The sequence below is a fragment of the Blastocatellia bacterium genome, from assembly GCA_035275065.1.
In the GTDB taxonomy this organism is placed as follows: Bacteria; Acidobacteriota; Blastocatellia; order UBA7656; family UBA7656; genus DATENM01.
Genome location: DATENM010000082.1, coordinates 25,224 through 44,829 on the forward strand (window position 1 = coordinate 25,224; position 19,606 = coordinate 44,829).

The window sequence follows — 19,606 nt, forward strand, 5'->3', positions numbered from 1 at the left end:
GCTCGTTTGACAGGGTGATGACTGCCGGTTACTCATGATCTTATAGCCGCCTTGTTGCCGCGGCGCGGGCGATGGTTGCGGATAGAGAAGCGAGACGTAGTGATGAATAAAGATTTAAAGACGGGCTTGATAGGCAGGGCCTTCACAAGCAACGGGAACAGGAAGATGAAGCCAGGGCCGGCCGGCGTGTTGGCGATTGCGGTTATGCTTGCGGCGCTGGCTGCGGCAGGTTGCTCGAAAGCTCGCGCGACGGCGCCGCCGCCCAGTCCGCCCGAAGTCGAAGTCGTTCAGGTCGAGCAACGCGACGTGCCGATTTATAACGAATGGATCGGCACGCTCGACGGCACCATAAACGCCGATATCAAATCGCAGGTCACCGGTTACCTGCTCAGCAAGAACTACGCCGAAGGCTCGTTTGTCAGGAAGGGCCAGTTGCTTTTCGAGATCGATCCGCGCCCGTTCCAGGCGACCGTAGATCAGGCCAGGGGCGAGCTTGCCAAAGCGCAAGGACAGTTCGGCCAGGCCGAAGCGCAATTGCAGCAGGCCCAGGCCCAGCTCGCGCAGGCCGAAGCCAACCAGGGCAAGACGCAGCTCGACGCCGACCGCTATACCAAGCTGGTTAAGAGCGGCGTCGGCACGCAACAGGAATATGACAATGCCGTGCAGGCCAACTTAGCCGCCAAAGCAAATGTCAAAGCCGCCGAGGCCGGCGTCAAGACGGCGCGCGCCGGCGTCGAATCGGCACGCTCGCAGATCAAAGCCGCCGAAGCAACGGTGCGCACGGCGGAGCTTAATCTCGGCTTCACACGGATCACCGCGCCGATTGACGGCGTCGCCGGGGTCGCCGCGGTGCAGGTCGGCAATCTGGTCAACCCCATTAACCCGAACAGCCCGGCGCTCACCACCATCTCGTCGGTTGATCCGATCCGCGTCTGGTTCACCGCGGGCGAACAGGAATACCTGAACACCATACGCGGCACGATGGTCGAGAACGGCCACGGCGCGGTCAAGAAAATGGAGCTTGAGCTGGTCCTGTCTGATGGCACGGTCTACCCGCACAAAGGCCAGTTCTACATGGCCGACCGCAGCGTTGATCCGAAGACCGGCGCGATCAAGCTGGCCGGCCTCTTCCCCAATCCCGGCAACGCGCTGCGCCCCGGCGAATACGGGCGCGTCCGCGCCATCATCAGCACGCGAGCCGGGGCGCTGCTGGTGCCGCAACGCGCCGTCACCGAATTGCAGGGCAGCTATCGCGTCGCCGTCGTCGGCCCCGACAACAAAGTCAGCATACGGCCCGTCAAGGTCGGCGAGCGCGTCGGCTCGGATTGGATCATCGAGGACGGCCTGAAAGCCGGCGAGATGGTCGTCGTCGAAGGCACGCAAAAAGTCCGGCCCGACATGGCCGTGACGCCCAAGCCCTTCACCGCGCCGACAGTTGAAAGCAAGTGATGTGACGCGAGCTGTTAGCTTGCGCTGTGATTCGCGCAAGCTAACAGCTCGCGCCACATGGCCCCTCTAACTAAGGACTGATGTCATGATTTCCAGGTTTTTCGTCAATCGTCCGATTGTCGCGATGGTGATTTCGATCATCACCGTGCTGCTCGGATTGGTCGCCATGCGCGGCTTGCCGCTGGCGCAGTTCCCGCAGATCGTCCCGCCACAGATCATCGCCGCGACGACCTACACCGGCGCGGATGCCGTCACCATCGAGCAGTCGGTCGCCACGCCTATCGAACAGCAGATGAACGGCGTTGACAACATGCTCTACATGCAGTCAACCAACGCCAACGACGGCACGATGCAGTTGACCGTGACCTTTGACATCGGCACAGACCCCAACACCGATCAGGTCAACGTGCAGAACCGGCTGGCGCAGGCGCAGCCGAACCTGCCGGCGGACGTTAACCAGTTCGGCACCAGCCTGCGCAAGTCAACCGGGTTGCCGATGCTGGTCATCTCGCTGTTTTCGCCGAACCACACCTACGATTCGCTCTTTCTGGCGAACTACGCCAACATCAATATCAATGACGCGCTCTATCGCGTGAACGGCGTCGGCGAAGTCCGTCTGTTCGGCGCCAGCGATTACGCCATGCGCATCTGGGTCAAGCCTGATTTGCTGGCCAAGCTCGGCCTCACGGTTCCCGACATCACGCGCGCCGTGCAGCAACAGAGCACCGTCAACCCCGCCGGTCAGGTCGGCGCCGAGCCTGCGCCCAAAGGCAAAGAGAAGACCTACGTGGTGCGCGCTCAGGGGCGCTTGCAGACGCCCGAAGAGTTCGGCCAGGTGGTTGTGCGCTCGACGCCTGATGGCTCGGTCGTGCGGTTGAAAGACGTGGCGCGCATCGAGCTGGGGGCGCAGAACTATCAGCAGGTCGCCCGCGTCAACGGCCAGCCCGGCTGCATTGTCGCCATCTTTCAAGCGCCGGGATCAAACGCCCTGGCGGTCGCCGATGGCGTGCGCAAGACCATCGCCGACTTGAAGGCGCGCTTCCCCAATGACCTCGATTACCTCATCACGCTCGACACGACGCTGCCGGTCACCGAAGGCATCAACGACATCGTCAAAACGCTGCTCATCGCCATGCTGCTGGTGCTGCTGGTGGTCTTTCTCTTCTTGCAGAACTGGCGGGCGACGCTGATCCCGATGATCGCCGTGCCGGTGTCGCTCATCGGCACGTTCGCCTTCTTCCCGCTGCTCGGCTTTTCGATCAATACGCTGTCGCTGTTCGGATTGGTGCTGGCCATCGGCCTCGTCGTTGACGATGCCATCGTCGTCGTCGAAGCCGTCGAGCATCACATCGAAGAAGGCATGTCGCCGCGCGACGCCACTCTGCGAGCGATGCGGGAAGTGTCGGGGCCGGTCGTCGCCATCGCTTTGATCCTGTCATCGGTCTTTCTGCCCATCGCTTTCCTGCCGGGCATTCAAGGCCGCTTGAACAATCAATTCGCGGTGACGATTGCCATCTCGGTGTTGATCTCGGCCTTTAACGCCCTGACGCTGAGCCCGGCGCTTGCGGCCATGCTGCTCAGGCCGCGCCGCCAGAAGCGCGGGCCGCTCGGTCGCTTCTTTGCGCTGTTCAATCGCTGGTTCGAGCGCGGCACACACACCTATGTCCGTTTCAGCCACACGCTGATTCGCAAAGGGCTGATTGCGATGCTCGTCATCGGCGCGTTTTTGGCGCTCGACGGCCTGGTCAGCCGGCGATTGCCGACGAGCTTTCTGCCCGACGAAGATTACGGCTACTTGCTGCTGAACGTACAACTGCCGCCGGCGTCATCGCTTGAGCGCACCGACGCGGTGCTGAAGAAGGTCGAGGCGATTCTCGACCACACCGAAGGCATTCAGGCATACAACACCATCGGCGGCTTCAGCCTCTTGAACCGCGTCTCGGCCAGCTATAACGGTTTCTTCTTCGTCATTCTCAAGCCCTGGGACGAGCGTCGTTCTGCGGCGCTCGAAGCCCAGAGCATCGCCCAGAAGCTGAACGGCGCGATGTCGGCGGCGCTCCCCGAAGCCATTCCGCTGGCCTTGCTGCCGCCCTCGATCCCCGGCCTGGGGGCCGCCGGCGGCTTCTCGTTCTGGTTACAGGATCGCAGCGGCGGCTCGGTCGAGTTTCTCGATCAGAACTTGCAGAAGTTCCTCGAAGCTTGCCGCAAGCGCCCGGAGATCGGCGCGATCAATTCAGGTTTCTCGGCCTCGGTGCCGCAGATTTATGCCGACGTGGATCGTGACAAAGTCTTAAAGCAGGGCGTCGCCGTCAACGATGTGTATCAAACATTACAGGCTTATCTCGGCGGCCTGTTTCTGAATCAGTTCAATCGCTTCGGGCGACAGTGGCGCGTCTTCCTTCAGGCCGAAGGCGAAGAGCGCCGCAGCGAAGAAGACATACGGCAGTACTACGTGCGCAACAACGACAACAACATGGTGCCGCTGTCGTCGCTGCTGACGACGCGACGCATCAGCGGCCCCGAGTATACGAACCGCTTCAACGTCTACCGCGCCGCCCAGCTCCTCGGCAACGCCGCGCCGGGCTACAGCTCGGGGCAGGCGATGGACGCGCTCGAACAGGTGGCGAAAGAAGTCCTGCCGCCAGAGATGGGCTACGACTGGGCAGACCTCTCCTATCAGGAGAAGAAGGCATCGGGCGCGGCGATCACCGGCTTTGCGCTGTCGCTGATCTTCGTCTTCCTGATTCTCGCGGCGCTGTACGAGAGCTGGTCGCTGCCGCTGTCGGTGCTGCTGACGGTGCCGATTGCGGTCTTCGGAGCCTTCATCGGCTTGCTGCTGCGCGGCTATGACCTTGATGTTTACGCGCAGATCGGTCTGATCGTGCTGATCGGCTTGTCGGCCAAGAACGCCATCTTGATCGTCGAGTTCGCCAAGGCCGAATTCGAGAAGGGTCGCGACCTGGTAGACGCGGCGTTAGAAGGCGCCAAGCTGCGATTGCGGCCCATCCTGATGACGTCGTTCGCTTTCATCCTTGGCTGTTTGCCGTTATGGTTTGCGGCGGGGTCGGGCGCGGCGGGGCGGCGCATTCTCGGCACAGTGGTCATCGTCGGCATGCTGGCGGCGACGATCATCGCCATCTTTTTGATCCCGGCGACTTTCTACGTCGTCGAGAAGCTGTCGGGCAGCCGTCGCCGCTCACTAGATGCCGCACCCGAACCGGCGCCCGGAGATTAGCTCGACGCCTACACTCTGCCTTCGCGGAGGTGCCTATGAAGCGAGTCGCACTCGCGGCTTTGATTGTTGTGACGCTGATGGTCACGCATTCGTGGTGGCGCGTCGAGGCGCAAGACCGTAGCGTTCGTGCCTACCGGCAGGCGCACGAAGCCGAGATCATTGACGAGTTCGCCGAGCTGCTCCGGCTGCCGAACGTCGCCGCGGATACGGCAAACATCCGCCGCAACGCCGCCCGCCTGCTTGAGATGATGCAGCGGCGCGGCATCACAGCGCGCTTGCTCGAAGGCAACGGCCCGCCCGCCGTCTTCGGCGAGATTAAGACGCCGGGCGCGACTCGCACGGTGGCGATTTACGCGCACTACGACGGCCAGCCGGTTGACCCCGCCCGCTGGGCCACTCCGCCTTTTACGCCGACCTTGCGTGATCAAGCGATTGAAGCCAACGGCCAGGTCATCCCGTTTCGCAAGCGTGGTGAAAGCTACAATCCCGAATGGCGACTCTATGCGCGCTCGGCGTCCGACGACAAAGCGCCGATCATGGCGATGCTGGCGGCGCTCGATGCCTTGAAAGCGGCGAATCGGCAGCCTTCGGTGAATCTCAAATTCTTTTTCGATGGCGAAGAGGAAGCCGGCTCGCCGAACCTCGCGGACATCGTCACGCGCAACGCGGCGCTGCTCGGAGCCGACGTGTGGCTATGTGCCGACGGCCCTGTACATCAGACGCGCAAGCCGCTGCTCTACTTCGGAGCGCGCGGCATCGTCAGCGCAACCATCACCATTTATGGCGCGAACCGCGCTTTGCATAGCGGCCACTATGGCAACTGGTCGCCGAACCCTGCGATGCGCCTGGCGAAACTGCTGGCGTCAATGAAAGACGACAGCGGGCGCGTGCTGGTCGCCGGCTTTTATGACGACGTGGCGCCGCTCGGCGCGGAAGAGAAGCGGGCGCTTGCGGAGATGCCGGCGACCGACGCCGAGTTGATGCGCGAGCTTGGCCTTGCCGAAAGCGAAGGCGCGGGCCGCCAGCTCGCCGAGTTGATCAACGAGCCGTCGCTCAACGTTGACGGCTTGCGCAGCGAAGACGTAGGCCGCAACGCCCGCACGGTGATCCCCGCCGAAGCGACCGCAACCGTAGACATGCGACTGGTGAAAGGCGTTGACCCGCGCCGGCAGGTCGAGCGGTTGATGGCGCACATCAGAAAGCAGGGCTACTTCGTCGTCGAAACCGAGCCCGATCAAGCGACGCGGCTCCAGCATCCGCTGATTGCGCGGGTGACGACGGCGGACGGCTACCGCGCCGTGCGCACGCCGATGAATCTGCCCATCGCGCAGCGAATCATTCAGACGGTCGAGCGGGCGCTGGGGCAGAGGCCGGTGCTGGCGCCGACGCTCGGCGGCAGCGTGCCGCTTTATGTCTTTGAAGATGTGACGCACGCGCCGCAGATCGGTGTGCCGACGGTCAACCACGACAACAACCAGCACAGCTCGAACGAGAATTTAAGATTACAGAATCTCTGGGACGGCATCGAGATTTTCGCCGCGCTAATGACTATTCAATAAAATTCGGATTTGCGAGTCAGATGCCCGTATTTGGGAAGGAGTGGTAGTGAAAGCCGCATAACGCTGATGGCTGTAAAGAGACACAACGGGAATTGACAGGACGCGGCTTGGTGCCTTTTCTCATGCCGCGCCTGTCAATCCCGGCTCGTGAATAATCGGCGGTCTTCTGCTCAGGCGGCCTTTTGAAATGGCGCCGCCTGTCCGCTGTTGGGGCCGCTGTGACGGTTGCTGCCGCGGTCATTCTCCGTGGGGGATCTGTGTTTATAGAGCAACAGGCCCCCGATTGTGCCGGCGGTGTATTGCAACATTAAGCCAACAAGAAAGGCCAAGCCGCTTTGCGTCGCGTTGACCAGTAAGAGGCCCGGCCCAAACATCAAAAGGGCCAAGCCTGCGCGTTCCAGCAAGTTTCCAACATCCAATCTCATTGCAACCTCCTTACACAGCAGGAGGCCCGATTGAAGATCATCACTAGCTGTGCTAATCTTCATTGCTTCACGGCAATGGCCGTTGAAGACACCGGGACCCCTGGTCTCAGTGATAGAAAGGCTGGCAGTGGGCTATCCGCCTCGAAATGGAAGCCCACTGTCAAGCCCTTGCCGTGATCGTTCCACCGCACGAATTCAGCGCCCGCTGAAGGTCATTGGTAAGTCTTACCACTCCTCAATGTGCCGAGCAGGTAGTACTTGTGACAACCCTATCATTTCTCATTCCGGCTCTTTCTTCAAGATGCCGGTCGCGGCGGAAATGCCCATTCGACCTTTAAGGACTTAAATGGATAAAGTGACCTTTATCCTTTACAAGGGAGGTCAGAGATTGGCGAGAGGTCAAGCAAACCTGGGAGAATCGTCTCGTTACTTAGTGGAGGCTCACGGATACGCACTTTCACCGGATAATCGCTAAGATTCTCCTGAGTCGCTTCGGTGTGATCCCTAAAATCCTAGCGATTTCCTTCTGGGATTTGCCTTCGTTATTTCTCATCACCGCAAGCACCAGCTCCTGAATCATCTTAGCTAACGAATATCCCTTCAACTCTGTGCGTAAAAGGGCATCGATCTCGCGGCCAGGCTCTTCGGCGGCGACGGGACCATCAAATCTATCTATTTCATCCCAGAGGGTGTCTAGCTCGTCCCGCAGGTAGTCTTTGTGCTCAGAAGCCAGGGTGTCATCCGCTATCTTCCAATGCTCCTCTGCCTTCTGCGGGTTGTTGAACGGCGGTAATATTAAAGACTTCCCCAACCAGATATGCGCCCTGGCCTGAATGCGACGGTATTGCGTCTGCTCTGAGTAGTTGAGGGCGTCCAGCGCATATTTGTATGCACGCCTTGCATCCTTTGCTGACTCATCTGACCGCGACTCTTTCTCTAGCTCGATCATACACTGGGCGACCCTGGCCCTCGCCATAGCAATCTTGTCGTTATTCCTTTTAGCCAAGCTGTAGGCTTGCCTTGCCGCCTGTCGCCCCTTTGGAATGTCTGCATAGTCCAGATGGATCAAGGCGCAGATGTAAGAGTATTTACTCAAATTCCTGTGGAAGCGCTCCGGACAGATGTCGTAGATTTGCTTGGCCAGCTCCAGATAATTCTCAGCTTTCTTGAGGTAGCCCCGGGCCTCTTTGCCGGTCGTGTTTAAAGCCTTGAGGCGGTGGACGACGGCATTGTTCATTAAACAGCGGGCGCGCTTGCGGTGATCGGGGGCGTCGTTGTCGCGAAAGATACGATCCGCCACTTCAAAATGCTCGATTGCTCCGTCATAGTCACCGGCGCGCCGGCAGAACTGCCCTTGAAAAGACCGGACGATGGCGAGATTAATTCTGTCGGTCGTTTCTTCCAGGATGCCTCTTGCGTGTGCCAGTCTCTCGCTTCCTCGTTGAATGTCATCCTTGAGGAAGAGCAAGTAGCTTTCGAGTGTTTCGATAAGGGCCAGCCTTTTCGATCCTTTGATTTGCAGGTCAAGCTGCTTGGCCTCTCGAAGAAGCTCCAGGCCGTTGTCATAGTCGCGTTTCGGCCAATAACACCTAGCCAGGTAATAGCGAACCGTGCTCTTCAAATTGGCGTCCGTCCGATCAACGACCGGCAAGGCATTTCTAAGCTTGGCCGCGGCGTTGTCATACCGGCCCTCGTAGAGTTCGATCAGGGCATTGGCGATTTCGTTCCGCGCCACGTCAATCAGGGGAGTTTCGACTGAAAGCTCCTTGAGACAAAACGCCGCCAGTTCTTTGAGCAGAGACCGATATGACTCTTCGAAGTCCGTGGCGAAGGCGAAGCATATAAGCACACGGTGGGCGTACTCCTTCAGACGGGAAAGAAATCTAGATTCCCCTTCGATTTCTTGCCTGAAGTCATCCAATATGACCCTGGCTTCGTCAATTTTCAGGGTTTGCAAAGCGTACTCGAGATTACACACCTTCTCTGCGAGCTGCTCTGTAAATAGTGAGCCAATTTTACGACGCATAAGATTCCCTCCAGTCCGATGATCTTGGCGGGCACTGCGAACCCCTGAACCGCCGCTCTGGTTAAGCGGTCAGCCCGATCTTTACTTTTTCTGCAACGACCTCCTTGCGAGGTACTTGAGACCGAAAAAGTGCGGATGAAGGAAAGAATTAGAGACTCACTAGTTGCAATGTCACACTCTAATAAACTGATTACGCCTCGGATCAGATAAGACATTCGAACCCTTGACGCGGACGCATTATACTGAACCTGCGGTCAGCCTATCAAGAGATGCGGGCGGAGCGAATTTCAGGATTTAGCCCCTTTTGGCTTCTTTTCTCCAGCGAGGTCATTTTGTCCTCCGGCCATTTTCGGGGGGATTTTCTTATTCTCAAAAGAGCGTAAGATTAAGACCAGCTAAACCCAGCCAGGATGCTGGAAGGAGGAATCAAGCAATGAAGGTTGAAGAGTCAATTCGATTTGCACAAGTCAGCCTGAAAAATGGCAGCGCGACTCGGTCGGAACAAAAGGACGCGATTGTAGAAGCGCAAGCAGCCGAAATCACCAACTTGGATTTCCTGAAGTCGTTCTCATTTCTTCGCGTCACCAGCGGCAACGCCCAGCTGGTCGAACAGTGGCTAAGGGATCAGCCCTAGCGACCTTCATCTGCATTTAGCCCGAGAGCGGAGGAGGCTAAGGTCCCACACTATGCAGTTGTACTATGGACAGAGGCAATTGAGAACCGCTACAAGGACGATGATCCTTTCCTCGTCGCATAGGGGTAGCCCGCTCTTATCTTTTACTGAGACGAGCTTGCACTGATAGTGAACGGACGAAGCTCTATGGAGGTACTTATGTTGGCGAACGAAACACTCGACACCGCGCTGGAATTCAAGCTATTGCCCTTTGGGGCAGCCGTGAGTGCTAAACCCGCAGCCGAGAATGCCCTGGATAATCATGCAGAGGCGAACGATACGCCCATCTGGCACTTCGGCCAGGGGAACGATTACTACTAGATCGGATTGCAGATGCCGGACGTCTCCGCGGGTTGAGAAGCGCAGATCGCACAGGCCCAGAGCCTTGCGGCACGGATGTCGGATATGCCTCTCCGCATGCCGCAACAAGGATCGGTTATTCAGTTGCTCTTGGCGCCCGCGGCGGCGGCGGCTTCGGTCGCTTTTCGCTTGTGCGCGTCGAACCAGTCGAAGACATCTTTGAAGTGCGGCGCGACGACGCTGCCGTGATCGCCGCCGGGGACTTCGATGTATTTGATCTCGGCGCCCAGCTTCTTGCCCGCGGCGACGATGGTGCGCGAGCGCTCGACCGGCACAGTGCGGTCGGCGTCGCCGTGGACGAGCAGTTGCGGAATGCGGGCGATCTTCGGCAAGCCTGCCGGACTGACGACGCCACCGGCGACCGGGGCGATGGCGGCAAACAGCTCAGGATGATTCATCGCAATCGAGAGCGTGCCGAAGCCGCCCATCGAATGGCCTGTCAGGTAAACGCGGTCGGGGTCAATGCGGTACGCGCGCATCATCTCTGTCATCACGTCCAGCACGTCGCGCTCGGCATCGCCGATATACATTGAAGCCGGGTTGCGCCCCTTCGGGCAGGCGACCAGATAGCCATGACGCTCGGCCTCTTCCTTAAACAAGCCGTTGGCGTAATAGTCAAAGTAGCTGTTTTCGTCGCCGCCCATGCCGTGCAATGCAATCACCAGCGGGAACGGCTTCGAGCCGTCGTAGCTCGAAGGCACGAAGAGGCGATACGGCTGATAGCTGTTGTCGGCTTTCGAGAGATAGGCTTTGCGGAAATCGCCTTTGCGCCCGCTGAACGGGTCACGGCCTGCGGCGAGCGCGTCGAGCATCGCCGTGGTCTCTTTCAGCTCGCCTTGAAAATCGAGGCGCTCGAAATTGATCTCGCTGGCGCTTGCCAGATCATAGAGCGACAGGCGATAGCGCACCGACGGCAAGGCCGCGAGCAAAGCCGTGCGCTTCTTGGCCGTCAGATCAGATTCGAGTTTCGCGGCGCGCTGTTTGAGCGCCGTCACCTGTGCAGCCAGCCCGCGCTCGACGTGAACCGTGATCGTTTTGACAATCGGCTCGCCGCCCGCCGTTTGCAGCTTGAGCGACAAACGATAATTGCCGGCCTCGACTTCGGGCGCGAGAATCTTCGCCTCAAGCGGTTGCCGCGTGAAGTCCGCTTCGACGTTATCGATGGTATTCCACTCTTTCAGCCGGTCTTCGGCCTTCATCGGCAGCAGCGCGACGGTGCCGCTGAGCTTGCCGGCAAGCGCTTCGTCGAGCGCGTAGATTTGTCCGATGCGCACGGTGAATGGTTCGCCCGGTTCAAGCATGGCGCGATCCACCTTCAAGGTGAGCGCCCCGGCAAGCGCCCGCTGCGGCGTCCACGCCTGGCCGCGCATCAAGGCGATGCCGTGATACATATGCTTGAGCGCTTCGCCATAACGGCCCGCGGCATTGGCCTGTTTCGCCTGCTCGCCGAGCCGCTCGACTTCGGCGAGCTGGTCGCCGCTCAACTTGTTCTGCGCGGTCAGCGTGTTCTTCAACGAGTTGAAGCCGACCGACAAACGCAGCACCTGACCGGCGTCCTGCGCGCCGGCCAGCGCCGCCAGTGTAAGCAAGATTACCGCTGAGCCGATTAGCCGGCGCATTGCCTTGATATTCATAAACATCGATTCTCCTCTCACGCGACTCCCAGGGTTTGCATGGATTCCACTGCAACCTGAATGGCGGCCCGCCCGCCGGGATCGAATGACTCTGATGTTACTCTCGCGGGTCGGCGCGCGGCAAGGCGATAAAAAAGCAGGCGGCCCGCTTGCAAGCGGGCCGCCTCGGTCAGCGACAGACAAATTGGGAAGCGCGCCGCAAATCAATTGTTGTCGCGGAACCACGACATGGCGGTCGCTGCCGGCGTGGCGACCGAGTTGATCGTCAGCGTCGTCGCCACCGGCGGCGCGTACTCATAATTGGTGCCGGGAAAGAACGGCGGCGCGAAATGACCGCCCGAAAAGCGCGTGTCGAAGTAGATGTCGCGATAGGTGTAGCCGATGCTGTTGATCTTTGACTGCACGCGGCTGCCGACCAGCCGCCAGCGGTCGGTGCTGCCGGGGGCGGTGTTAGCGGAATCGTAAGTAATCGATCCTTCAATGGCGCCGCCGTCGTCGCTGGTTTTGGTGTTGAAGGCGACGACCGCGGCATTCATCTCCAGGCTGAGGCCCGAGCCGCCGACGTAGCTCGAATTGGGCGACAGGTAGACGTTGCCGTTGTTGGTGAAGATGCCCAGCACGTTGTTGATCGAGCCGATGTTCGACACCGGCGTGCCATCAGAGTTGGCGACCGGGTTGGCGTACTTCAGATCGCCCTCAACGTAGATGTTTCGTTGTGCGGCGATGGTCATCCGCGTCGCCGAGGAGATCGCCGGCTTGGTGCCCGAACTGTCCTTGCCGCCGCGCAAGCTCTTGATGCTCCCGTCCACAAACAGCATCGCGCCGTTCTTGATGTTCAGCGGGTCGGCCTTATCCTTGAAGACGCCGGTGAGGGTCTTTGTGCTGCTGCCCTGCGACACGGTCGTCGTATTGTTGGTGTAGCTGGTGCGCACCGTCGTCGTCGTCGAACCCTGCTTGACGACGTAAACCTGGTCGCCGTTGGTGTCGGCGTAGAGCTGGATGTCGTCGGCGTCGCCCTTGACGTAGATGCCCGACCCGTTGACGGTGCTCCAATCCGAGGTCGAGATGTAGATGCCATTGGCGAGTGTGCCGCTGCTGACGGTCGGCGTCGCGCCGGTGCCCGTGCGCAAGTTGAGCGCAAGGGCGGCAGCCGTGACACGGCCTTGCGAATCGAAGACCGTCACCGGGTTGCCGTGGCTATCGACCGGCATCACCGCGGGCTTGTCAACCGGCAGTCCGTCCGAGCCGATGTCAACCAGCCCCGACGAATTGATCACCGCGTATTCCTGCGAAAAGTTGTTGTCAGGAAGCGGCACGGTGTTGGTACGTTGGTAGCCTTCGCTACTAATATCTATGCCGGTGATGTCGGCGGTCGGGATCGCATGGTTCGGGTTGGTTGTGCTGATGTCGTCGTAACGAATCCTGTCGTCAACCTGGGTCACCAGATTGCGAAACGACACCTGCCGCGACGATAGGAAAGCGAAGTGCGTGTTGGTATGCACAGGCCCGCTGAAGGTCCCGGAGGCCAGCGGCGCAAGCGCCTGCGTGTCGCCATTGTCGAAGAAAGCGCCGAAGCCGGAAAAGCTGAAGTCGCGCCTTGCCGCCGCGCCTGCGGCCGTGAGCACGATGTTGGTCGACAACCGTCCGACCTCGTTGACCGTCGCCGTGCCGCCGCCGCCGGTCTGCCCGGTGACGGTGATGTTGTAGCGAAACACCATGACCTGGGTGGCCTGGGTGGCGCTGTTTGTCACCAGCGACACGGTGCCGCTGAGCGGCGCGAAGGTGACGCTGAAGCCTGTGTCGTTGAGCGCCGTCATCCGCTGATTGCGGGCCGCGAGGTTGCAGAGGTTCGTTGCGTTCGTCAACACATCGCGGTAGAACTGCGAAGCCTGCCCGTCGGTCGAATCCGGGTCGGGCAACAGTTGCACGTCCGGGAACTGGCCGGTCTGCGCCGGCGCGTTGTTGCGGTAAGGCGATTCGGTGGGCGGCGAGGCGGCCATGTGGGTCTGCAATAGCGTGAGCCGATCCTGAAACGCTTTGACCAGCGCCCGGCGGGCGACATCGATGCCGGCGTCGGCGGCAAAGAAGGCTTGCTCGCTGAGGCGCGATGATTTGGTGGTCACCGAATCGGTGGTCGCCGAAAAGACGATGGCCATGCCTAAAGCCAGCAGCATCGTCGTCGCCAGCAGCGCCGCCACCAGCGCCATGCCGCGCTCCGTGTGTCGTTCACCTTGTCGTCGTGACATCATAACTCCCTCCCTAGAAACTCCATGTCGCTTCCGTGTTCGCGCTCAGGCTGCTGTTGTTTAAGAGGTTAAAGTTACGCGGGGTCACCTGGAACTGCTGCACGCTCTTGCGATAATTCTTGCTCGAGGGGAGCAGGTCGGGGGTCTCGGCAACGATCTTGATCTGCACGGCGCGGATGTTGCGCCGCGTCGCTGGCGTGTCGCTCCAGGTGCCGGCATCGGGCGGCGTCAGGTTCGGTTGCGAGATCGTCAGGTATTGAATCTGCAAGTCGAGGATGCCGCGCGCCACCGCGTACCAGTTCTGCAAGTCTTCTGTGCGCTCTAGCTCGTGTGTCGTCGTGTTCAGTCGGTAGGCGATCATGCTGCTGAGCATACAAACCTTGGCGTTGGGAAAGTCCGGCAGGCTCGTATCGACGGGCGAGCCGAAGGTGCTGGCCGGCGTCGATACCGATGTCGAATCGTAGGAGAGGACGAGCTGGCCGCTGCCATCAATGGTGGCGTTCGCCGACAGCTTGAAGATCCGCGCCTGGCTGTCGTCATAAACGATGTACTGCCGCGCCGCGTTGGCGTAGCTCTGATAGATGTTGGTCGTGGCGTTGCCCTTGCCGACGTAAGTCAAGGCCGAGCCATTCACTTTGACCTCGGACGGCAGCACGCAGTAAGCCTTGTTCAAGATGATGTCAACGCTGTTGACGTCGGCGTCGGGCGCGTATGGGTCGCCGTTGATGATCATCATTGAATCAGGCCCGCTGCTGGCGCCGTTGATATAGTAAATCGCCGCGAAGCTGCCGTTGACGCGCGGCAGGCCCATGCCCGCGGACTGCACGTCACGCGTCATCAGATCGACCGCCGTGCGCATGTTCTCGTTCATGTCGGTGGTGCCGGTTTCGCTCATAAAGACTTGCTGGTGGCGGTTGACCAGCGCGAAGATGGCGCCCAGCAGACCGACCGTCAGCATCGCGCCGATCATCAGTTCGAGCAGAGAGAAGCCGCGTTGATTCGAGTGTTTCATAATCTGTCTCCTCACCAGCCGCGCGCCGTCGTCAGCGTTGTCTCTTCGGCAGTGCGCCCGACGCTGGGCTGGCGCGCGACGACCCGCACGCTCATGATGAAGGTGGTCGTCAACTGCGGGTCGGCTTCGATCTTCCAGTAGCGGTCGTAGATGGGCGTCGCCCCTTGCGGGATGTTGCTGGTGACGGTGCCGGTGGCCGGATCAACATAGACCGTGTCGTTATAGTTAGTGGCCGCCGGGTCGCCGGTGACGTTCAAGCCGCCGCCGACCGTCAGCCGCGTGTCGCCGCGCTCGATGGCGTTCAGCTCTTCGAGCTTTTGCTGCGCCAGCGCCGTCGTCGTGGTGTACTGTTTGACCATGCGATTCTGGGCGATGCCGAGCGTGAACAGGCCGGCGAGAAACGACAGGCTGACCATCGTGATCACTGAAGCCATCGCCACTTCGAGAACGGTAAAGCCCGCTTCAGTGCTTTCCTGAGCTTGCATTAAATTCTTCCTCACCCGATTGTTCATACAATTTCCTTCTAGCCGCCGGTCGCGCCGGTGCGGGTATTGAGCCACTGGCTGCCGCTCCACGACCAGGTGCGGATGCCGCCGACACTGTTGAGGGTCACCGCCGAGTAGCTCCGGTTATAGCTGCCGATATAAATGGCGTTGATGGTCCCGGTAGTGACCGCCGGGAAGCCACGCGAATTGAAGTCCTGCTCGAAGATCGTCGTTGACCCGGACTGCGCCGGGAACGAGACGCTCGCAGAGGTCGGCGCGCCGGTCATCGGCGCGGGCACCGTCCCCGACGGCAGTACGAAGCGCACGCCCTGCGGCAAAGGCACGTACTGCACGCCGACTTCGGCGCCGGCGGCATCGCGGATGACCAGGCCGGCGCGATTGTTCGCCGTATCGATGCGCAGGGTAACGTTGCGGTTCTGGCTGACCGCCTCGACCTTGGCGCGCTGAATCAGGTCGGACATCTGCCGGGCCGCCATGCTGACACGATACTGGCGCATGGCGTTCATGATTTTCGGCGTCGCAAACGCCGCGATGACTCCGACGATGAAGACGGCGATGGTCGCTTCCATCAGCGTAAATCCGCGTGCGGATCGTTGGTTGTGGGTGACCACGTTGCTCTCCTTCATAGGCGCTTCTCGGGAGCAGCCGGTTACTTCGGTTCCGCGCAATCCTATGAGGGCATTTGAGGATTGCTGGCGTTCGCTCAACCTAACTGCAAGCGCGGTGCCACTTTTAGTTTCAATCACCGCCGTCAAAAATTGACGGTCAACTTCCCCAACCGTGGTAGAGGAAGAGGGAATGCGCTGTCAAAGTGACGGAACGACTCGGCGATTTTGCACGATCATCTGATTGATGGAATTGTCGGCTCGCGGCAGACGATAACAACAGCGTGGATCAGAAGTCGGGATGCCGTTGGGTATCGCCGCCAGGATGACGTCCAGTTGGCGGCGCGTGCCGTCCGGGTCGGTGAAGGTGACGCTACGAATGTTTTCGGCGATTGGCACTACGCGCCGGGTCGAATCTGTCGGCAGATTGTTATCCACCATCTCAATCGTGTTCGTGCTGGTGTTCAACCGCAGGGTCACGTTCTCGGAAGCGATGATCACATCAGAGTTCGACGTCAGCGTCGAGGTGGTCGCGCCATCGCCATCGAGGTCGCTTTTCAGGGTCAGCGTCGAACTCGAATTGCCGCCGCCGAAATCGACGAAGGTCAGCCAGTTGACCGCCGTCTTGCCGGTCGGGTTGGTGCCGGCGCTGCGAATGATCTCGCTCAGCCGGGCGATGGCAAACCGTCCGTTGCGCTGCGCGTCAACGTAGCCAAGCTCGTAGCGGTAATTCGTCTGGAAGCGGTTCAGCACCCCGAAGGCGATCCCCAGAATTACCGTGACCACCGTCAGGGCGAAGGTGACCTCAAGCAGAGAAAACCCGTTTTCGTTCGTTTTTACACGCATCATAGCTTCAGCTCTTGGAAATCAGCAGGGATACGGTGACGCCGTTGGCGTACTGCGTCGGCGGATTGACCTGAACCACATGGATGGTCACCGTGCGCAAGTCGCCGGTCGTGCCCGGCCCCGTCCCGACTTTCCAACTGATGTTCAAATCACCGACCGGCGTGCCGGCCAGTTGTGTGCGGTGGCTGGTGTCTGCGGAACTGTAGGTCAGATTCCCGCCAACGGTTAACGCCGCCGCCTCGTTGAGCGCATCCCAGCTCAGGTTGCGCAGCGTGTCCGCCTGATCCTGCGCCGCCGTGGCCAATATGCTCATGGTGTTCGAGGCGGAGTTGGTGCGCGAAACGTAGATGCTGACGCCGGCCACCGCCACCAGGCCGACGGTGATGACCGTCGCGGCGATCATCATCTCGATCAGCGAAAATCCACGCTCGCCGTGGCGCTTGGTGGCCGCGCTTTTTTCAGTTTTTCCAACCATCTCGAATCGCATCCTGTCTTAGTGAACCCAAACTTGACCGCGCAGGTTGACGCTGACGGTTGCGGTCTTCGAGGCGCTCGTCAGCACAATATCAACTTGCGACGCGCCGATGGGCAGCTCGCCGCGCGAGGTGTAGGTAATGCCCTTGCCATTGGTTAACGTCACGCCGCCGTTGGTGACCGAGCCGCTCATCCCGCTCGGCAAGGTCTCGACATAATAAGACTGTGACGGATCATTCGGGTCGCTGCTGTCGGGGGTGCCATCGGGCGCGCCCGCAGGCGAGAAGTCGTAGCCGTACTGGCCCGCCGAGGTGAAGGAGATGGTGACGTTCTTGTTTTTCGACATGGCCAGCGCCCGCCCGGCGGCCAGCCGCTCGGCCAGTCGCTCGGCGGTGTTGCGCAGGTTATAAGCGCGGATCGAGTTAGCAACCACAGGGATGGTGAACCCGAGCACGACACCGATCATCATGAACACGACGGCCATCTCGATCAGCGTGCGACCGGCTTCGCTCTCGCGTCCCGGCATGGTCGTCTTTGCCTCTGACATATCCTCTCCTGTTCAGCCGGGATCGGGGAGAGGGCGTCCCCATCACTGTAGGCCGGCCTGCTGATTCTCCAACACCACACGCGAGCCACGTCGCGACCTGAAAATGCTCATTCGCCTGGCTACGGTGCCCCTCTGAAGGCAACAGGCATACCAATGCGGGGGATGCGAGCGGGCCAGAGTTGAGCCGAGGCAAGGCGAGCGCCGTCACTTGCAGCAGCGCGCCGATGAGCTGGCCTGAACGGGTAGGCAAGGCATGTGGGGCTGGCTGTTTAAGACAATTTAATGGCTGTTCCGGCTAGCTCACTAAGGTTGTGGTTGCGGGCCGGACGGACAGTTTTTTGGAAGGAGTGTCACACAAAAACACAAGGCCGGAACGAAAAGTCACAACCGACTGGTGCGGCAAGGGCGGCCCAAGACTAATGAAAAATGTCCTTGCAGTCGCCGCCGCCGATGCGATCCTGAATGCAGCGCAGCATCATGTCTTCGAGCTCGCCGCGTGACGCCAGTTGCACCCACTCCTGGCCGGCGGCGCCATCCGTGAGGCCGTCGAAGCGGGCATAAGCGCCGACCTGCGCCGTGCGCGGCGTCGCCGGCGTCACCTGAAAGCGCAGCACATAACGGCCGCGGCTCCAGTTGCGCACGTCGCGGATTGAAAGCTCTGAGAAGTGTTGCAGCTGGCTCTTGGCGGGAATGCCTTTGATAAAGATCACCGGCTTGCTAATCAGCGTGCATTCGCCGGTCGTGGCGTTGCAGTCTTCTTTGTCGAGGGGAATCTCGCGGGTTTCGAGCATCTGCTTGATGACCGTCACCGCTTCGTCGCGGGTGGCGCTCATCACCGAAGGGTTCGGCAGCGGCTTGGCGGTCTTCGGCTTGCTGAACTCAATCTGCGCGGCGCAGGTCACGGCAAGAAACAAAGACGCCAGGGCAACCCGCAAAACCGGCGTCAGGCACTGTGCGAATGATCGCTTCAACATGAATTTCACCCTCTGTTCAACGCTGAATGAACCTTAACAGCGCCCCCGGCTTTCTTCAAGCGAAGGCGCCGCTATGTAGGGAACCCCGCGCCGGCGACTTCTTGCGCCGGTTTGCGGTTTGCGCCCAGGGGCGCTGTTGGATTAACCTTTTCTCTGGCCCGAAAGGAAAAAGCAGGCGCGGCTCAATCGGAACAGTTCAAGATGTCAACAACGATTAAACGAATGCTCTTAGCGACGCTCGCCCTCTGCGGCATCGCGATGGCGGCACAGGCTCAGGAAGCGGCAGCGCCGCGCGCCATCGTGCCGTTCACCTCTTACGCCTTCGGAGACGTCTACAAAGGCGAAACCGTCAGCAACCTCTTCGTCATTCGCAACGAAGGCAACGCCGACCTGTTGATTAAGGATTTCGTCGGCACCTGCGGCTGTGAAGTCCTGTCGGTTGATCGGCTGATCGCGCCGGGCAAGGAAGGGCGGGCGCGCGTCGAAGTCAGCACCGCCTCGCAGCCCGGCGGCAAGTTCACTAAGTCAGCCATCCTGTATACCAATGACTTGCAGCACTCGACCATCAACCTGACGATCACAGCCAACGTGCTGACCAGCGGCAACGGCGGCCCGGTCAAGGGCATCGAGTTGCGCGCCGGCAAGCACGTCGGCCCGGTCTTCGTCGGTCCCGATATGGATTCGGGATTTATGGTCGCGCCCGGCAAGACCTCATCCGGCGAATTCGTCATCACCGTCGAGCGTGGCCCGCTCAACCTCCAGCGCATCGAAGGCGGTGGCAAAGTGGTCAACGCGCGGCTCGAAACCGTCGAGCCGGGCAAGCAGTATAAAGTGGTCTTCGAAAACCTGCCGACCCAGACCGAAGGCACTTTCAGTGAGCCGCTGCGCGTCGTCACCGACAACGCCGAGCTGCCGACCCTGCCGCTGACTGCCTATATTAAAGTGCGCCGCTAACCTGAAGCCGTTTTCGATTGAGTTTGCCATGTGGCGCAATCTGTTAGATTGCGCGAGCCAATGCGCAATCTAACAGATTGC

The 19,606-nt window shown here is 60.2% G+C and carries 17 protein-coding genes; 6 read left to right on the top strand and 11 right to left on the bottom strand.

What is annotated here, in order from left to right; translation table 11 throughout:
* Positions 1–165: 165 nt before the first annotated feature.
* The 3 genes from VJ464_19085 to VJ464_19095 all read left to right on the top strand — a co-directional run bounded on the left by VJ464_19085 (position 166) and on the right by VJ464_19095 (position 6,243).
* Entirely contained in the window at positions 166–1,449 is a 1,284-nt protein-coding gene (locus VJ464_19085) for an efflux RND transporter periplasmic adaptor subunit (protein ID HKQ07238.1), read from the top strand.
* A gap of 85 nt (positions 1,450–1,534) precedes the next feature.
* On the top strand, positions 1,535–4,684 hold the full coding sequence (locus tag VJ464_19090) for a multidrug efflux RND transporter permease subunit (GenBank protein ID HKQ07239.1): 3,150 nt from the start codon (positions 1,535–1,537) through the stop codon (positions 4,682–4,684).
* A gap of 35 nt (positions 4,685–4,719) precedes the next feature.
* A complete protein-coding gene (locus VJ464_19095; GenBank protein HKQ07240.1) occupies positions 4,720–6,243 on the top strand; it encodes a M20/M25/M40 family metallo-hydrolase in 1,524 nt (507 codons plus the stop codon).
* 170 nt (positions 6,244–6,413) lie between these two features.
* Here VJ464_19095 and VJ464_19100 read toward each other — a convergent pair whose 3' ends face one another.
* Entirely contained in the window at positions 6,414–6,668 is a 255-nt protein-coding gene (locus VJ464_19100) for a hypothetical protein (GenBank protein ID HKQ07241.1), read from the bottom strand.
* Positions 6,669–7,125: 457 nt separating this feature from the next.
* Positions 7,126–8,694 (bottom strand): hypothetical protein, encoded by a 1,569-nt coding sequence (locus tag VJ464_19105; GenBank protein HKQ07242.1) that lies wholly within the window; start codon positions 8,692–8,694, stop codon positions 7,126–7,128.
* 433 nt (positions 8,695–9,127) lie between these two features.
* Here VJ464_19105 and VJ464_19110 point away from each other — a divergent pair, with 433 nt between their 5' ends.
* Entirely contained in the window at positions 9,128–9,328 is a 201-nt protein-coding gene (locus tag VJ464_19110) for a hypothetical protein (GenBank protein ID HKQ07243.1), read from the top strand.
* A 198-nt stretch (positions 9,329–9,526) separates the two neighbouring features.
* A complete protein-coding gene (locus VJ464_19115; GenBank protein ID HKQ07244.1) occupies positions 9,527–9,688 on the top strand; it encodes a hypothetical protein in 162 nt (53 codons plus the stop codon).
* A gap of 119 nt (positions 9,689–9,807) precedes the next feature.
* Here the strand turns inward: VJ464_19115 and VJ464_19120 are convergent, their stop codons facing one another.
* From VJ464_19120 to VJ464_19160, 9 genes are all read right to left on the bottom strand, one after another.
* Complete coding sequence (locus VJ464_19120) at positions 9,808–11,361, bottom strand: prolyl oligopeptidase family serine peptidase (protein HKQ07245.1); 1,554 nt, start codon at positions 11,359–11,361, stop codon at positions 9,808–9,810.
* A 203-nt stretch (positions 11,362–11,564) separates the two neighbouring features.
* A complete protein-coding gene (locus VJ464_19125; GenBank protein HKQ07246.1) occupies positions 11,565–13,610 on the bottom strand; it encodes a hypothetical protein in 2,046 nt (681 codons plus the stop codon).
* Between the two features lie 10 nt (positions 13,611–13,620).
* On the bottom strand, positions 13,621–14,619 hold the full coding sequence (locus VJ464_19130; GenBank protein ID HKQ07247.1) for a hypothetical protein: 999 nt from the start codon (positions 14,617–14,619) through the stop codon (positions 13,621–13,623).
* An 11-nt stretch (positions 14,620–14,630) separates the two neighbouring features.
* Positions 14,631–15,104 (bottom strand): hypothetical protein, encoded by a 474-nt coding sequence (locus VJ464_19135; protein HKQ07248.1) that lies wholly within the window; start codon positions 15,102–15,104, stop codon positions 14,631–14,633.
* A gap of 38 nt (positions 15,105–15,142) precedes the next feature.
* On the bottom strand, positions 15,143–15,751 hold the full coding sequence (locus VJ464_19140) for a prepilin-type N-terminal cleavage/methylation domain-containing protein (protein HKQ07249.1): 609 nt from the start codon (positions 15,749–15,751) through the stop codon (positions 15,143–15,145).
* A gap of 180 nt (positions 15,752–15,931) precedes the next feature.
* Entirely contained in the window at positions 15,932–16,579 is a 648-nt protein-coding gene (locus VJ464_19145; protein ID HKQ07250.1) for a prepilin-type N-terminal cleavage/methylation domain-containing protein, read from the bottom strand.
* Positions 16,580–16,583: 4 nt separating this feature from the next.
* On the bottom strand, positions 16,584–17,051 hold the full coding sequence (locus VJ464_19150) for a prepilin-type N-terminal cleavage/methylation domain-containing protein (GenBank protein HKQ07251.1): 468 nt from the start codon (positions 17,049–17,051) through the stop codon (positions 16,584–16,586).
* 18 nt (positions 17,052–17,069) lie between these two features.
* A complete protein-coding gene (locus VJ464_19155) occupies positions 17,070–17,597 on the bottom strand; it encodes a GspH/FimT family pseudopilin (GenBank protein HKQ07252.1) in 528 nt (175 codons plus the stop codon).
* A 416-nt stretch (positions 17,598–18,013) separates the two neighbouring features.
* On the bottom strand, positions 18,014–18,571 hold the full coding sequence (locus tag VJ464_19160) for a hypothetical protein (protein HKQ07253.1): 558 nt from the start codon (positions 18,569–18,571) through the stop codon (positions 18,014–18,016).
* Positions 18,572–18,772: 201 nt separating this feature from the next.
* Between VJ464_19160 and VJ464_19165 the strand changes: the two genes are divergently transcribed.
* Entirely contained in the window at positions 18,773–19,525 is a 753-nt protein-coding gene (locus tag VJ464_19165) for a DUF1573 domain-containing protein (protein HKQ07254.1), read from the top strand.
* Positions 19,526–19,606: the final 81 nt, after the last annotated feature.

What these genes read in the sequence shown, in the direction of transcription:
- VJ464_19155 (HKQ07252.1), bottom strand. Translation starts at nt 17,597, where the DNA reads ATGTCAGAGGCAAAGACGACCATGCCGGGACGCGAGAGCGAAGCCGGT.
- VJ464_19105 (HKQ07242.1), bottom strand. Translation starts at nt 8,694, where the DNA reads ATGCGTCGTAAAATTGGCTCACTATTTACAGAGCAGCTCGCAGAGAAG.
- VJ464_19135 (HKQ07248.1), bottom strand. Translation starts at nt 15,104, where the DNA reads ATGCAAGCTCAGGAAAGCACTGAAGCGGGCTTTACCGTTCTCGAAGTG.
- VJ464_19085 (HKQ07238.1), top strand. Translation starts at nt 166, where the DNA reads ATGAAGCCAGGGCCGGCCGGCGTGTTGGCGATTGCGGTTATGCTTGCG.
- VJ464_19110 (HKQ07243.1), top strand. Translation starts at nt 9,128, where the DNA reads ATGAAGGTTGAAGAGTCAATTCGATTTGCACAAGTCAGCCTGAAAAAT.
- VJ464_19140 (HKQ07249.1), bottom strand. Translation starts at nt 15,751, where the DNA reads ATGAAGGAGAGCAACGTGGTCACCCACAACCAACGATCCGCACGCGGA.
- VJ464_19095 (HKQ07240.1), top strand. Translation starts at nt 4,720, where the DNA reads ATGAAGCGAGTCGCACTCGCGGCTTTGATTGTTGTGACGCTGATGGTC.
- VJ464_19150 (HKQ07251.1), bottom strand. Translation starts at nt 17,051, where the DNA reads ATGGTTGGAAAAACTGAAAAAAGCGCGGCCACCAAGCGCCACGGCGAG.
- VJ464_19100 (HKQ07241.1), bottom strand. Translation starts at nt 6,668, where the DNA reads ATGAGATTGGATGTTGGAAACTTGCTGGAACGCGCAGGCTTGGCCCTT.
- VJ464_19145 (HKQ07250.1), bottom strand. Translation starts at nt 16,579, where the DNA reads ATGATGCGTGTAAAAACGAACGAAAACGGGTTTTCTCTGCTTGAGGTC.
- VJ464_19165 (HKQ07254.1), top strand. Translation starts at nt 18,773, where the DNA reads ATGTCAACAACGATTAAACGAATGCTCTTAGCGACGCTCGCCCTCTGC.
- VJ464_19120 (HKQ07245.1), bottom strand. Translation starts at nt 11,361, where the DNA reads ATGAATATCAAGGCAATGCGCCGGCTAATCGGCTCAGCGGTAATCTTG.
- VJ464_19115 (HKQ07244.1), top strand. Translation starts at nt 9,527, where the DNA reads ATGTTGGCGAACGAAACACTCGACACCGCGCTGGAATTCAAGCTATTG.
- VJ464_19160 (HKQ07253.1), bottom strand. Translation starts at nt 18,571, where the DNA reads ATGTTGAAGCGATCATTCGCACAGTGCCTGACGCCGGTTTTGCGGGTT.
- VJ464_19125 (HKQ07246.1), bottom strand. Translation starts at nt 13,610, where the DNA reads ATGATGTCACGACGACAAGGTGAACGACACACGGAGCGCGGCATGGCG.
- VJ464_19130 (HKQ07247.1), bottom strand. Translation starts at nt 14,619, where the DNA reads ATGAAACACTCGAATCAACGCGGCTTCTCTCTGCTCGAACTGATGATC.
- VJ464_19090 (HKQ07239.1), top strand. Translation starts at nt 1,535, where the DNA reads ATGATTTCCAGGTTTTTCGTCAATCGTCCGATTGTCGCGATGGTGATT.